The 12,971-nt window shown below is 71.4% G+C and carries 14 protein-coding genes; 6 read left to right on the top strand and 8 right to left on the bottom strand.

Annotated elements, in window-relative coordinates; translation table 11 throughout:
• Nucleotides 1-208: 208 nt before the first annotated feature.
• The 4 genes from ectA to thpD all read left to right on the top strand — a co-directional run bounded on the left by ectA (nucleotide 209) and on the right by thpD (nucleotide 3,434).
• Complete coding sequence (gene ectA, locus JIX56_RS36105) at nucleotides 209-739, top strand: diaminobutyrate acetyltransferase (protein WP_257546879.1); 531 nt, start codon at nucleotides 209-211, stop codon at nucleotides 737-739.
• A gap of 72 nt (nucleotides 740-811) precedes the next feature.
• Nucleotides 812-2,083, top strand: a complete 1,272-nt coding sequence (ectB, locus tag JIX56_RS36100) for a diaminobutyrate--2-oxoglutarate transaminase (RefSeq protein WP_257546878.1) — start codon at nucleotides 812-814, stop codon at nucleotides 2,081-2,083.
• A gap of 49 nt (nucleotides 2,084-2,132) precedes the next feature.
• The gene (locus tag JIX56_RS36095; RefSeq protein WP_257546876.1) at nucleotides 2,133-2,531 is read left to right on the top strand and encodes an ectoine synthase; all 399 of its coding nucleotides are present in this window, start codon (nucleotides 2,133-2,135) and stop codon (nucleotides 2,529-2,531) included.
• 3 nt (nucleotides 2,532-2,534) lie between these two features.
• Nucleotides 2,535-3,434: an ectoine hydroxylase gene (thpD, locus tag JIX56_RS36090; protein WP_257551310.1), complete on the top strand. Its 900-nt coding sequence runs from the start codon at nucleotides 2,535-2,537 to the stop codon at nucleotides 3,432-3,434.
• Nucleotides 3,435-3,522: 88 nt separating this feature from the next.
• Here the strand turns inward: thpD and JIX56_RS36085 are convergent, their stop codons facing one another.
• The gene (locus tag JIX56_RS36085; protein WP_257546874.1) at nucleotides 3,523-4,584 is read right to left on the bottom strand and encodes an alkene reductase; all 1,062 of its coding nucleotides are present in this window, start codon (nucleotides 4,582-4,584) and stop codon (nucleotides 3,523-3,525) included.
• A 140-nt stretch (nucleotides 4,585-4,724) separates the two neighbouring features.
• On the opposite strand from JIX56_RS36085, the gene JIX56_RS36080 reads away from it, so the two are divergent.
• Nucleotides 4,725-5,201: a MarR family winged helix-turn-helix transcriptional regulator gene (locus tag JIX56_RS36080; RefSeq protein WP_257546872.1), complete on the top strand. Its 477-nt coding sequence runs from the start codon at nucleotides 4,725-4,727 to the stop codon at nucleotides 5,199-5,201.
• Between the two features lie 95 nt (nucleotides 5,202-5,296).
• Here the strand turns inward: JIX56_RS36080 and JIX56_RS36075 are convergent, their stop codons facing one another.
• The 7 genes from JIX56_RS36075 to JIX56_RS36045 all read right to left on the bottom strand — a co-directional run bounded on the left by JIX56_RS36075 (nucleotide 5,297) and on the right by JIX56_RS36045 (nucleotide 12,001).
• On the bottom strand, nucleotides 5,297-6,328 hold the full coding sequence (locus JIX56_RS36075; protein WP_257546871.1) for a maleylpyruvate isomerase family mycothiol-dependent enzyme: 1,032 nt from the start codon (nucleotides 6,326-6,328) through the stop codon (nucleotides 5,297-5,299).
• Nucleotides 6,329-6,404: 76 nt separating this feature from the next.
• On the bottom strand, nucleotides 6,405-7,013 hold the full coding sequence (locus tag JIX56_RS36070; RefSeq protein WP_257546869.1) for an RNA polymerase sigma factor: 609 nt from the start codon (nucleotides 7,011-7,013) through the stop codon (nucleotides 6,405-6,407).
• 54 nt (nucleotides 7,014-7,067) lie between these two features.
• Nucleotides 7,068-8,117, bottom strand: a complete 1,050-nt coding sequence (locus tag JIX56_RS36065; protein ID WP_257546867.1) for an aminotransferase class V-fold PLP-dependent enzyme — start codon at nucleotides 8,115-8,117, stop codon at nucleotides 7,068-7,070.
• Nucleotides 8,118-8,288: 171 nt separating this feature from the next.
• Nucleotides 8,289-9,002, bottom strand: a complete 714-nt coding sequence (locus JIX56_RS36060) for a DsbA family oxidoreductase (protein ID WP_257546865.1) — start codon at nucleotides 9,000-9,002, stop codon at nucleotides 8,289-8,291.
• A gap of 79 nt (nucleotides 9,003-9,081) precedes the next feature.
• Nucleotides 9,082-9,594: a GNAT family N-acetyltransferase gene (locus tag JIX56_RS36055; protein ID WP_257546863.1), complete on the bottom strand. Its 513-nt coding sequence runs from the start codon at nucleotides 9,592-9,594 to the stop codon at nucleotides 9,082-9,084.
• Nucleotides 9,595-9,749: 155 nt separating this feature from the next.
• The gene (locus JIX56_RS36050) at nucleotides 9,750-10,358 is read right to left on the bottom strand and encodes a DUF1349 domain-containing protein (protein ID WP_257546861.1); all 609 of its coding nucleotides are present in this window, start codon (nucleotides 10,356-10,358) and stop codon (nucleotides 9,750-9,752) included.
• Nucleotides 10,359-10,471: 113 nt separating this feature from the next.
• Nucleotides 10,472-12,001, bottom strand: coding sequence for an aldehyde dehydrogenase (NADP(+)) (locus JIX56_RS36045; RefSeq protein ID WP_257546859.1), 1,530 nt, complete (start codon nucleotides 11,999-12,001; stop codon nucleotides 10,472-10,474).
• Between the two features lie 145 nt (nucleotides 12,002-12,146).
• On the opposite strand from JIX56_RS36045, the gene JIX56_RS36040 reads away from it, so the two are divergent.
• Nucleotides 12,147-12,920, top strand: coding sequence for an IclR family transcriptional regulator (locus tag JIX56_RS36040; RefSeq protein ID WP_257546857.1), 774 nt, complete (start codon nucleotides 12,147-12,149; stop codon nucleotides 12,918-12,920).
• The last annotated feature ends 51 nt before the right edge of the window (nucleotides 12,921-12,971 follow it).

Raw genomic sequence — 12,971 nt, 5'->3', positions numbered from 1 at the left:
GGGCTAATTCGAGCAGATCTCGTGAGGGTTACGCGCGTGTGACCGACTCCACAACGCGCCCCTTTTGTTCGGTAATTTACGGTCAAACACCCCCACATCGACCATGTCTCGCTGGGCCTCTCACGCCCGCGTGATAACACGTGGGCGGCCCATGCGTAACCCCGCGCGGCGATGCAATTCGAAATTCCCCTCGGTAAATTCAAGCCCCATGACTGCCGCACAAGCAGAACCACTGACGGAAATCGTGGAAGGGATTCGGATCGACCGCCCGGACGTGGCGGACGGCGCGGCGCTGTGGCGTATCGCCGGGGACTCCGGAGCCCTGGACCTGAACTCCTCGTACAGCTATCTGCTGTGGTGCCGGGACTTCGCGGACACCTCGGCGGTGGCGCGGAACGAGACCGGGGAGCCGGTCGGGTTCGTGACCGGGTACGTGCGCCCGGAGCGGCCGGACACCCTGCTCGTGTGGCAGGTGGCCGTCGACGAGGCGCACCGGGGGCTCGGGCTCGCGGCCGCGCTGCTGGACGGGCTCACCGCACGGGTCGCGCGACGGCACCCCCTGACCGCCGTCGAGACCACCATCACGCCGGGGAACACCGCGTCCGAGCGCCTGTTCGCCGCGTACGCCGAACGTCATGGCGCGAGTGTCGAGCGCACGGTCCTGTTCGAGGCGGGTGACTTCCCGGACGGTCCGCACCAGCCCGAGGTGCTCCACCGCATCGGCCCGCTGTCCCCCTGAGCCCTCCCTCACCCCCACACACTTCCCCTCCCCCTCCCTCCCCTCCCCCCACGCATCGAGGAGCGATTCGACGTGACCATCACCCAGCCCGACCTGAGCGTCTTCGAGACCCTGGAGTCCGAGGTGCGCAGCTACTGCCGCGGCTGGCCCACCGTCTTCGACCGCGCGCAGGGCAGCCGCATGTTCGACGAGGACGGCCACACGTACCTGGACTTCTTCGCGGGCGCCGGTTCACTCAACTACGGCCACAACAACCCGGTACTCAAACGCGCTCTGATCGACTATCTGGAGCGGGACGGCGTCACCCACGGCCTCGACATGTCGACGACGGCGAAGCGGGCGTTCCTGGAGTCCTTCCAGAACCTCGTGCTGCGGCCGCGCGACCTGCCGTACAAGGTCATGTTCCCGGGGCCGACCGGCACCAACGCGGTGGAGTCGGCGCTGAAGCTGGCCCGGAAGGTGAAGGGGCGCGAGGCCATCGTGTCGTTCACCAACGCCTTCCACGGCATGTCGCTCGGCTCGCTCGCCGTCACCGGGAACGCCTTCAAGCGGGCCGGGGCCGGCATCCCGCTGGTGCACGGCACGCCCATGCCGTTCGACAACTACTTCGACGGCGCGGTCGAGGACTTCCTGTGGTTCGAGCGACTCCTGGAGGACCAGGGCTCCGGGCTGAACAAGCCCGCCGCCGTGATCGTGGAGACCGTGCAGGGCGAGGGCGGCATCAACGTCGCCCGCCCCGAGTGGCTGCGGGCGCTCGCCGAGCTGTGCGAGCGGCAGGACATGCTGCTCATCGTCGACGACATCCAGATGGGCTGCGGCCGCACGGGCGCCTTCTTCTCGTTCGAGGAGGCGGGCATCACGCCCGACATCGTCACCGTCTCCAAGTCCATCAGCGGCTACGGCCTGCCGATGTCGCTGTGCCTGTTCAAGCCGGAGCTGGACATCTGGGAGCCGGGCGAGCACAACGGCACCTTCCGCGGCAACAACCCCGCGTTCGTGACGGCGACGGCCGCCCTGGAGACGTACTGGGCGGACGGCTCCGTCATGGAGAAGCAGACCCGCAAGCGCGGTGAGCAGGTCGAGCAGGCCCTGATCTCGATCACCGAGGAGAACCTCGCCGATGTGAAGGAGTACCGCGGGCGCGGCCTGGTGTGGGGCATCGAGTTCCACGAGAAGGCGCGCGCGGGGCGGGTGGCCCAGCGGGCCTTCGAACTCGGCCTGCTGATCGAGACGTCGGGCCCGGAGAGCGAGGTCGTCAAGCTGCTGCCGGCCCTCACCATCACCCCGGAGGAGCTGGACGAGGGTCTGCGCGTCCTCGCCCGGGCCGTGCGGGAGACCGTCTGAGACCACAGTCGACCACCGGAAACACCTATCTAGGAGGCATCGCGAAACCGTGATCGTCCGTTCGTTCAAGGACATCGAAGGAACCGACCGGCATGTGAAGTCGGCGTCCGGCACCTGGGAGAGCAAGCGGATCGTCCTGGCCCGGGAACGGGTCGGGTTCTCGCTCCACGAGACCGTCCTGTACGCCGGTACGGAGACGTCGATGTGGTACGCGAACCACGTCGAGGCCGTCGTGTGCGTCGAGGGCGAGGCCGAGCTCACCGACCAGGAGACCGGGCGGAGTTACACGATCACGCCCGGAACCATGTACCTCCTCGACGGCCATGAGCGGCACACGCTGCGCGTCAAGGAGGACTTTCGCTGCCTCTGCGTCTTCAACCCGCCCGTCACGGGACGGGAGGACCACGACGAGAACGGCGTCTACCCCCTGCTCACCGAGGAGGTCTGAACCATCGTGACCACCATGACCGACATCACCGACCTCTACCCGAGCCGCGCGGCCACCGAGGTGTCCGTCCCCCGCCAGGACCCGGTCGTCTGGGGCTCCCCCGGCACGCCCGGCCCCGTCTCCCTGGCCGATCTCCAGGCGTACGAGCGTGACGGCTTCCTCGCCGTCGAGGAGCTCATCGCCCCGGACGAGGTCGCCGTCTACCGGGCGGAGCTGGAGCGGCTCGTCGCCGACCCGGCGATCCGCGCCGACGAGCGCTCGATCGTCGAGCCGAAGTCGCAGGAGATCCGCTCGGTCTTCGAGGTACACCGGATCAGCGAGCTGTTCGCGCAACTCGTGCGCGACGAGCGGGTCGTCGGGCGGGCCCGGCAGATCCTCGGCTCGGACGTCTACGTCCACCAGTCGCGGATCAATGTGAAGCCCGGCTTCGGCGCGTCCGGCTTCTACTGGCACTCCGACTTCGAGACCTGGCACGCCGAGGACGGGCTGCCGAACATGCGGACGGTGTCCGTCTCGATCGCCCTGACCGAGAACTACGACACCAACGGCGGCCTCATGATCATGCCGGGGTCGCACCGGACGTTCCTCGGCTGTGCGGGGGCCACCCCGCAGGACAACTACAAGAAGTCGCTGCAGATGCAGGACGCCGGCACCCCGTCCGACGAGGCGCTGACGGCCATGGCCTCCGAGTACGGCATCAAGCTGTTCACCGGCAAGGCCGGTTCGGCGACCTGGTTCGACTGCAACTGCATGCACGGCTCCGGGGACAACATCACGCCGTTCCCGCGCAGCAACGTCTTCATCGTCTTCAACAGCGTGGAGAACGCGGCGGTCGAGCCGTTCGCGGCGCCGGTACGGCGGCCGGAGTTCATCGGCGCACGGGACTTCACGCCCGTGCGGTGACCTCGCCGTCGCCCTGACCGGGCCGGGCGGTCGCTGCCCCCTGAGCGACCGCCCGGCCCTTCACACGTCCCGATCGGCCACGGCCGTACTACAGCGAGGGGTAGTCCGTGTAGCCCTTCGCGTCGCCGCCGTAGAAGGTCGCGGGGTCGGCCTCGTTGTACGGGCCGCCCGCCTTCAGCCGGGCCGGGAGGTCCGGGTTGGCGAGGAAGAGCTGGCCGAAGGCGACGATGTCGGCGGTGCCGTCCTCGACGAGGGCCAGGTCGTCGGGGCCGGTGGGGCCGTCCGTCGCCGGGTTGAGGATGAGCGTGCCGGAGAACAGCTTGCGCAGCCGCTGGGTCAGCTCACGCTGCCCGGGGGCCTCGCCGATGTGCAGATACGCGAGGCCGAGCGGCTCCAGGGCCTGGACCAGCGCGGTGTAGGTGGGCTCGGGGTCGGGCTCGCTGATGTCGTTGAAGGGGTTGCCGGGCGAGACGCGCAGCCCGGTGCGGTGCGCGCCGATCGCCTCCGCGACGGCCTTCACGGTCTCCACGGCGAAGCGGATGCGGTTCTCGTCGGAGCCGCCCCAGTCGTCGGTGCGCAGGTTGGAGCCGGGCGCGAGGAACTGGTGGATCAAGTAGCCGTTGGCGCCGTGCAGTTCCACTCCGTCGAAACCGGCCTCGATCGCGCGGCGCGCGGCCGCCGCGAACTCCTGGACGGTGTCGAGGACCTCGTCGTGGCTCAGCTCGCGCGGGGTCACGAAGTCCTTGGGGCCCACGTGCGTGTACACCTGTCCCTGCGCGGCGACCGCCGAGACGCCGACCGGGTGCAGGCCCTCGGGGAGCAGCACGGGGTGGCCGATCCGGCCGGTGTGCATCAGCTGGGCGAAGATCTTGCCGCCGGCCGCGTGCACGGCGTCGGTGACCTCGCGCCAGGCGGCCACCTGGTCCTCGTCGTGCAGCCCGGGCGTGTTCGGGTAGCCCTGGCCCACATGGCACGGCTGGATGCCCTCGGTCACGATGAGGCCGGCCGAGGCGCGCTGTGCGTAGTACTCGGCGGTGAGGCCGGTGGGACGGCCGCCCTCGGCGGCGCGGCTGCGGGTCATGGGCGCCATGGCTATGCGGTTGGCGAGCTGCGTGCCGGAGAGGTCGATGGGGTCGTACGCGGTGGTCACGGTAACTCCCGATGAGTGGATTATGTGGTCGGCCAATCAATCCAACCGGGGAGCACTGTAGCCCATTCCTTGGTCGGCCAACTTTTTTGGGGCGACCGGTACCCTTGGGTCGAGAGGCCGCGCTGACCAGGGAGTTTTCGATGGAGGCCACCGAGAAGTGTGCGACCACGCTGCCGTCCGCGGCACGTGGGGGGCCGGTCAGCCACGCGGTCTCCCGGGTGGCCCGGCTGCATCGCAACGCCGCCGGGCGGCTGTTGCGGGGGCTCGGGCTCCACCCCGGGCAGGAGCTGGTGATGATGCGCCTCTGGGAGGGCGGACCGGCGCGGCAGTCCGACCTGATCCGGTTGCTGGACCTCGATCCGTCCACGGTCACGAAGATGCTGCAGCGGCTTGAGCAGGCCGGGCATGTGCGGCGGGCGGCCGATCCTGCGGATCGGCGGGCCGTGCTCGTCGAGGCGACCGAGGAGAGTGGGGCTCTGTTGGAGCAGGTGGAGCGAGCTTGGGAGGAACTGGAGGCACAGACCCTGGCGGGGCTCGATGTCGGCGAGCGTCGACAGCTCTTGGTCCTGCTTGGCCGCGTCGAGTCGAATCTGTGTCCGGAGTCGACGGGCCGTTAGGGGTGGCGGGGACGCTGCGGGTGGGTGGGGGCTGGTCGCGCGGTTCCCCGCGCCCCTGAAGGGGCGCGACCCTCACCGGCAGCTACCAGGCCCCCTCACAGCCATGCCAGTGACGCCGCCCTCTCCAGTACGTTGCGTGCGGCGGCCTCGTCTCCCGTGATGCCCCTCGGTACCTCCTCCGGGGCGTACCGCCCACCCACCAGGAGGCAGAAGTCGACCGGGTCCAGGGTGAGTTCGGCGGTGACGGGCTCGGCGTCCGAGCCGAAGACCCAGGTGGTGTCGGTGGTGGGGCCGGTGATCTCGAACAGGACCGGAGGCGCGTCCTTCAGGGCCAGGCCGAGGATGCGGACCGCGAGGCGGACCAGGCGCTCCAGATGCTCGTCGGGCGGTGGCGGTACGGGGAGGCCGAGCGCGCGGCCGAGGTCGTCCGTGTGGATCCAGGCCTCGAAGGCGCGGACCACGAAGTGGTCGGCGACCGGCAGCCGCAGGCCCATCACCGTGACGGCGCGGGCGGCGAGTTCGGGGTCGCGGGCCTCGGGCGTGGCCAGCAGCGCGGCGGCCTGCGCGGCCCAGGTGGCGACCGTCTCCTCGGGTGTGCGGCCGTGCTCGTGGGCGATGACGTCGGCGGTGCGCCGGGCCCAGGCGTCCCCGGCGGAGGTCTCCTCCGGGATGTGCGAGGCGGGCAGGCGCGCGTCGACACCGAGGGGTACGGCGAGGTGCTCGTCGGCGGCGACGAGGTGCGCGACGGTGGCGTGCGCGTCCCAGTCGTGGACGACCGGCGTGCCCCAGCGGCCGTCCAGCTCCGGGACCAGTGCCTGGAGTCCGGCGACGGCGGCGGCGTAGGGCGCGGCGTGCGGGGCGACCTCGGGGACACGGGGGCGGCGGGCACGGAGGGCCGTGGCGAGGACACCGTCCACGCTCCCGTTCACGGAGCCACCCGGTACGGCGGCACCCGGCCCCGGCGTGCCGTCCAGCAGTCGTACGGTGTCCCTGAGCCGCTCGGCCTCCGCCGCGCAGGTCTCGCATCCGGCCAGGTGCAGGGGGACCGTCCGGTCGTCGCCGGGTGGGAGCGCGCCGACCGCCCAGGCGGCCAGCAGCTCCCGTACGCCGTCGTGGTCGTTGGTCATCGCGCGCCGCCCTTTCGCCCTGCCCCGTCCACGATACGCAGGACCCGCGCGGTCCGGGCGGTCCCGTACGCCCCCATCACGCGCCCCTCACCGTCGCGGGGTCCGATGGGTCCGCGAGGGACTCCGCCAGTTTGCGCAGGGCCGAGCGGAGCCGCGTCTTCGCGGTGCCCTCGGGTATGCCCAGTTCGACGGCGGCCTGGCGGTAGGTACGGCCCGCGAAATAGGCAAGGTGGACCACTTCCCGTTGGGGGCGCGGGAGTTCGGCGAGGGCGGTGTGCAGCAGGAGGGAGCGCTCGCGGTCGACGACCGCCTCGTCCGGGCCGGGCCCCGTGTCGGGGATGGCGTGCAGCGCCGAGTCGTCCGCGCGGGCGTCCTTGCGGTGCCGGGCCTCGCTGCGCACCCAGTCCACGGCCCGCCGGTGGGCGACCATGGACAGCCAGGTACGCAGCGAGCCCCGGCGCGCGTCGTAGCCGTACGGTCTGCTCCACAGCTGGGCGAAGACCTCCTGCGCCACGTCCTCGGCGGCCGCCGGGCTGCGGGTGACACGGACGGCCACCCGCCGGACGAGTGCCCCGTACGCCGCGTACGCCTCACGCAGCGCGGACTCGTCCCCGTACACCAGCCGCCGATGCAACTCCACATCGATGGACGGCTGTTCGAGCGTCGGCTCCACCGGCACCACCACCTCGTGAAGCCTTCCTAGCGTCCTCGCGCGGTCCGCGCCAGTGGGTCTCGGAAGTCAGCCGGACAGGACGTCCAGGATCCGGTCGACATCCGTGGGCGCGTTGTACAGGTGGAAGGCGGCCCGCAGATGGCCCGCACGGTCGGAGACCTCGACCCCCGCCCGGCTCAATTCCGCCTGCCGGTGGCCGATTCCGGGCACCGACACGATCGCCGAGCCGGGCGCCGGCACCGGCTCGTGGCCCAGTCCGGCGAGGCCCGCGCGGAAGCGGTCGGCCAGCGCGAGGTCGTGATCCCGTACGTTCGCCACGCCCAGTTCCTCGATCAGCGCGAGGGAGCGGCGGGCACCGGCGTACGAGAACAGGCTGGGGCTCTCGTCGAACCGGCGGGCGGAGCGGGCGAGTTCCTCGACCGGGCCGTAGCAGCTGTCCCACGGCTCCTCCCCCGCGACCCAGCCGGCGAAGAGGGGGGTGAGTCCGCCGAGGTCCTCCGGGACGACGAGGAAGGTCACCCCGCGCGGGCAGACAAGCCACTTGAAGGCGACGGAGACGACGTAGTCGTACGCGTCCGCCTCGATCGGCAGCCATCCCGCGGACTGCGACGCGTCGACGTACGTGCGTGCCCCGTGTGCCCGCGCGCTCTCGCGGATCGCGCCCAGGTCGGCGACCCGGCCGTCGGCGGACTGCACGGCGCTGACCGCGACGAGCGCCGTGCCCGGCCGCACCGACTCGGCGACCCGCTCCAGCGGCACCTGACGCACCTTGAGGTCGCCGCGCACGTGGAAGGGGTTCACGAGGGACGTGAAGTCGCCCTCGGCGGTCAGCACCTCCGCGCCCGCGGGCAGCGCGGCGGCGATCAGCCCGCTGTAGACGGCGACCGAGGCGCCGGCCGCCACACGGCGGTCCGGCACCCCGACGATCCGGCCGAAGGCCGCCCGCGCGGCCTCCACATCGGCGAACATGTCCTGCGGCCGCCCGGCCGCCACCGACTCCACGCCGGCCTTCATCGCGTCGACCGCGCGGGCGGGCAGCAGCCCCGTGCTCGCGGTGTTCAGATAGGTGTTCTTCGGGGCGAACTCGGTCCGAACGAGGCTCTCGAAGGTCTCCATGACACCACTGTGGGGCCGCGTGGACCCCACGTCCATTGAGATGTTTTGCACGGTTTCCCCAAGCGCCGCTTATACATGGCGGCCGACCTGGACGGCAGCGCCCCTTCAAGGGGCGCGGGGAACTGCGCGAGCGACCACGACGCACCGGCAGCCCGCGAACAACCGCACCCCCTACTGAGGCACGGCACATCCATCCGGCCCACAGGCCTCCGCACCCTCCGCCGCGACCAGCTTCAACGGCGGCCGCTCCCCCCACGCCTGCGCGAGAGCCTTCTCGAACACCTCCGCGGGCTGAGCCCCGGACACCCCGAACTTCCGGTCCAGCACGAAGAAGGGCACCCCGTTCGCGCCGAGCGCGGCGGCCTCCCGCTCGTCGGCCCGGACGGCGTCGGCGTACGCGTCCGAGTCGGCCAGCACCTTGCGCACGGCGTCCTCGTCGAGCCCCGCCTCGACGGCCAGCTCGACCAGATACGCGTCGGCGTCCGCGTACACGGACCGCTCGTCGGCGAAGTTCGCCCGGTAGAAGGCCTGCAGCAGCTCGCTCTGCCGGCCCTGCTCCTTGGCGAAGTGCAGCAGGCGGTGCATGTCGAAGGTGCTGCCGTGGTCGCGGCCCTCGGCCCGGTAGGCGAGCCCCTCGGCGGCGGCCTGCTCGCGGAGGTTGTGCTCGCCGGCCTGGGCCTGCGCCTCACTCATCCCGTACTTCTTGCTCAGCATGGTGAGCACCGGCTGGATGTCGTCCTTGGCCCGGCCCGGGTCGAGCTCGAAGGAGCGGTGCACCACCTCGACGCCGTCGCGGTGCGGGAAGGCCGCGAGCGCCTTCTCGAAGCGGGCCTTGCCCACGTAGCACCAGGGGCAGGCGATGTCGCTCCAGATCTCGACGCGCATGGTGTCAGCTCTCTCCAGGTCGTACGGGTACGGAGACGCCCTCCGCCTCCACGGTTGGTGAACGTTCAAGCAGCCTGGCTCATTCCCCGGTCACGGTGAACGTGAGGAGAAGGTGGTGGTCGCCCGGGGCGGGCCGGTGCTGTGGGTCGGGGGTCCAGCCCAGTCCGGTGTAGAAGGCCCGGGCCCGGTGGTTGTCCGTGTGCACGGAGAGGCCGGCCGTGCGTTTGCCGTCGGCCCGCCACTCCTCCACGCAGGCCGCGTGCAGGGCGCGGCCGGTGCCGCGGCGCCACTGCTCGGGGTCGACGTGGAACTGGGCGAGGTACACGGTGTCGGGGGGCGCGCCGTCGGCCGTACGGAAGGAGGCGACGGCGGTGATCCGGCCGTGCTCCACCGCGCACAGCACGTGCCCGTCCGGCCGTTCGATGGCTCGTCGCCAGGAGGCGGGCCAGTCCGTGCCGTCGTGGGGGATGCCGTCCGGGTGGTACGTCGCGCGGGCGCGGGCGTGCAGTGCGGTGATGCGCGGGGTCTCGGCGGGGAGCGCGGTCCTGATCACGCGCGCTCCGGTGACTCGGGTCACACGGTCCTTGATCATGCCGCTGAGGACGTGGGCGGGGGCGGTGTGGTTCCGGGGGGTTTCTTCGCCCCCGCCGCCCCTACCCATTCCCATCCCCAGGGGCTGCGCCCCTTCGACCCCCGTCTGCGGGTTCGTCGTGGTTGCTCGCGCAGTTCCCCGCGCCCCTGAAATGCTCAGCTGCCGTTCCTCAGGTCCTTCGGCCAGTTCGGGCGGAACTCGATCTCGTCGTACGTGACCACACAGCCCTCGCCCATCGGGGACTGGGTCATGAAGCCGACGAGGGCGGCGCCGCTCTGCTGTTCGCCGGCGAGGGTGAAGAGGCGGACGAAGGTCCACTGCTTGCCGTCGCGGGAGGCGTGGAAGGCGAAGGCCCGGCCGGTGCGGCTGACCCGCAGCCAGACCGAACTGCCCTCCACCGTGAAGGAGTTGGCGTCGTCCGAGTGCCCCCGGGTGACCACCGTGCACACGGTCGGCACATCCGGTGAGTACTCCAGGCAGAGCTTCGCCCAGGCCCGCTCCCCCACATGCACATACAGAACGCCCGCGTCGAACCCGGCGGCGAAGCCGACGGTGACACGGGCGATCAGCTGGAAGTCCCCCTCCGGCGCACCCAGCAGCCTGGGCGCGTCCGAAGCGGGATCCAGCCCCTCGTCGGTCGGCGGCACGAACCGGTCCTGCCGCGCCCCGGCCCACCCGGTCAGCACCCCGTCCTCATAGGACCAGTGCCCATCGGGACCGTATGTACGGAGCAGGAACGGGAGTTCGGGAATTTCGACGTCCATTGGGGGATTCTTACAGCCCCCGGCCCGCGGCAGCAGGCTTTTGAGGGGCGCGGGGAACTGCGCGATCAGCCACGAACGACCCGCAGCCCGCAGACACCGCACCCCTTATGGCGCTACCGCTCCAGAACCCCGTTGAACCGCCGAGGCAACCCCAGCGGGTTGTCGTCCCGAAGCTCCACCGGAAGCAGCGCCTCGGGCGCCCCCTGGTAGGCCACCGGCCGCAGCCACCGCTCGATCGCCGTACCGCCCACCGACGTGGACGTGGAGGTCGTGGCCGGGTAGGGCCCACCGTGGTGCTGGGCCGCAGCCACAGCCACACCCGTCGGCCACCCGTTGACCAGGACGCGCCCGGCCAGCGGCGTCAGCTCGGCGAGGATCTCCGGCCCACGCCCCTCGCCGGCGGCCTCCCCACCGGACAGGTGCACCGTGGCGGTGAGGTTGCCCGGCAGACGGGACAGCACCGACTTGGCCTCGCCCTCGTCCTCGTAGCGCGCCACGACCGTGAGCGGCCCGAAGCACTCCTCCAGGAGCAGGTCGTGCTCGCCCTCGGCCGCCAGCTTGGCGGCGGGGACGGTCAGGAACCCGGGGCTGACGGTGTGCTCGCCGCCCGCGCCGGCGGTGACCGGCGACTCCACGCCGGGCAGCTCCGCGCGCTCGGCGACACCGGCGAGGAAGTTGTCGCGCATCCGGTGGTCCAGCAGGACCCCGGAGTCGACGTCGCTGACCGCGTCGGTGAGCGACTTGAGCAGACGGTCACCGGCGTCGCCGGTGGGCGCCAGCACCAGCCCGGGCTTCACGCAGAACTGGCCGACGCCGAGGGTCATCGACCCGGCGAGCCCCGCACCGATCGCCTCGGCGCGCTCGGAGGCCGCGGCCTCCGTGATGAGGACGGGGTTCAGGGAGCCCAGCTCGCCGTGGAACGGGATCGGCACCGGGCGGGCGGCCGCCGCGTCGAAGAGGGCGCGGCCGCCGCGTACCGAACCGGTGAAGCCGGCGGCCGTGACGAGCGGGTGCTTGACCAGCTCGACGCCCGCCTCGAAGCCGTGGACGAGGCCGAGGACGCCCTCGGGGATGCCGTGCTCGGCGGCGGCCCGGCGCAGCACGATCGCGACCAGCTCGGACAGGGCCGGGTGGTCGGGGTGGGCCTTGACGACGACCGGGCACCCGGCGGCCAGCGCGCTCGCCGTGTCGCCGCCGGGAACGGAGAAGGCGAAGGGGAAGTTGGAGGCCGAGTAGACGGCGACGACACCCAGCGGGACCTTGTAGCGGCGCAGGTCGGGGATGGGCGGGGTCGCGGTGTCGTCGGGGTGGTTGATCACCACGTCGAGGAACGCGCCCTCGTCCACGATGTCGGCGAAGGCCCGCAGCTGGAAGCAGGTGCGGGCGAGTTCGCCGGTGAGCCGGACCGGGCCGAGCGCGGTCTCGGCGTCGGCGACCTCGACGAGCTGGTCCTTGGCCGCCTGGAGCTGGTCGGCGGCCGTGCGCAGGAAGGCCGAGCGGACGGTACGGTCGGCCAGGGAAGCACGGGCGGCGTGCGCCGCGCGGACGGCGGCGTCCACCTCCTGGGCTGTGGCCTCCACCGCAACCTGCTCGCGCTGCTTCCCGGTTCGGGGGTCGACACTCCAGACTGGTGCTGCTGCCACCGCGGGTTCCTCCACGTATATCTGGGTCAATTCCCAGGGGTATATCTGGGTCATTCACCAGGGTCGTTCGATATGCTGAACGCCGTCTCTGATGATGAATATGCTGTCGGAGACTATTTCCCGTCGAACGAAGGGGTCAAGGGCGATGTCGGCAGTCGAGACGGGCGGCGGAGCACAGGTCAAATCGGCGGTAAGGACCGTTGAGCTGCTCGAATACTTCGCCGGACGCCCCGGTATGCACTCCCTGGCCGCGGTCCAGGAGGCCGTCGGTTACCCCAAGTCGAGCCTGTACATGCTGCTTCGCACCCTCGTGGAGCTGGGCTGGGTCGAGACGGACGCGACGGGCACGCGGTACGGCATCGGCGTACGGGCGCTGCTCGTCGGCACGTCGTACATCGACGGCGACGAGGTCGTGACGCTGGCCCGGCCGACGCTGGACCGGCTGTCGGACGACACGACGGAGACGATCCACCTGGCCCGCCTCGACGGGACGAACGTCGTCTATCTGGCCACCCGCCAGTCGCAGCACTATCTGCGCCCCTTCACCCGCGTCGGCCGCCGGCTGCCCGCCCACTCCACCTCGCTCGGCAAGGCGCTGCTGGCCACCTACACCGACGAGCAGGTCCGCAAGCTGCTCCCGGAGACCCTTCCGGCGCTGACCGAGAACACGATCACGGACCGCGAGCGGCTCGTCGAGGAGCTGCACCAGATCCGCGAGCAGGGCTTCTCCGTCGACCGCGAGGAGAACACGCTCGGGCTGCGCTGCTTCGGCGTGGCGATCCCCTACCGCACGCCGGCCCGCGACGCCATCAGCTGCTCGGTGCCGGTGGCCCGGCTGACCCCCGCCCACGAGCAGCTGGTCAAGGACGCCCTCTTCGACGCGCGCGACCGGCTGACGCTGGCGACCAGGAGACTCTGAACCGGCACCGAACCGGCACTGAACCGGCTCGGTGGCAACCCCGGTTTCATG

The organism is Streptomyces sp. CA-210063, assembly GCF_024612015.1.
In the GTDB taxonomy this organism is placed as follows: domain Bacteria; phylum Actinomycetota; class Actinomycetes; order Streptomycetales; family Streptomycetaceae; genus Streptomyces.
The sequence above is the reverse complement of the archived record's forward strand: the minus strand, read 5'-3'. Positions and strand labels throughout refer to the sequence as shown.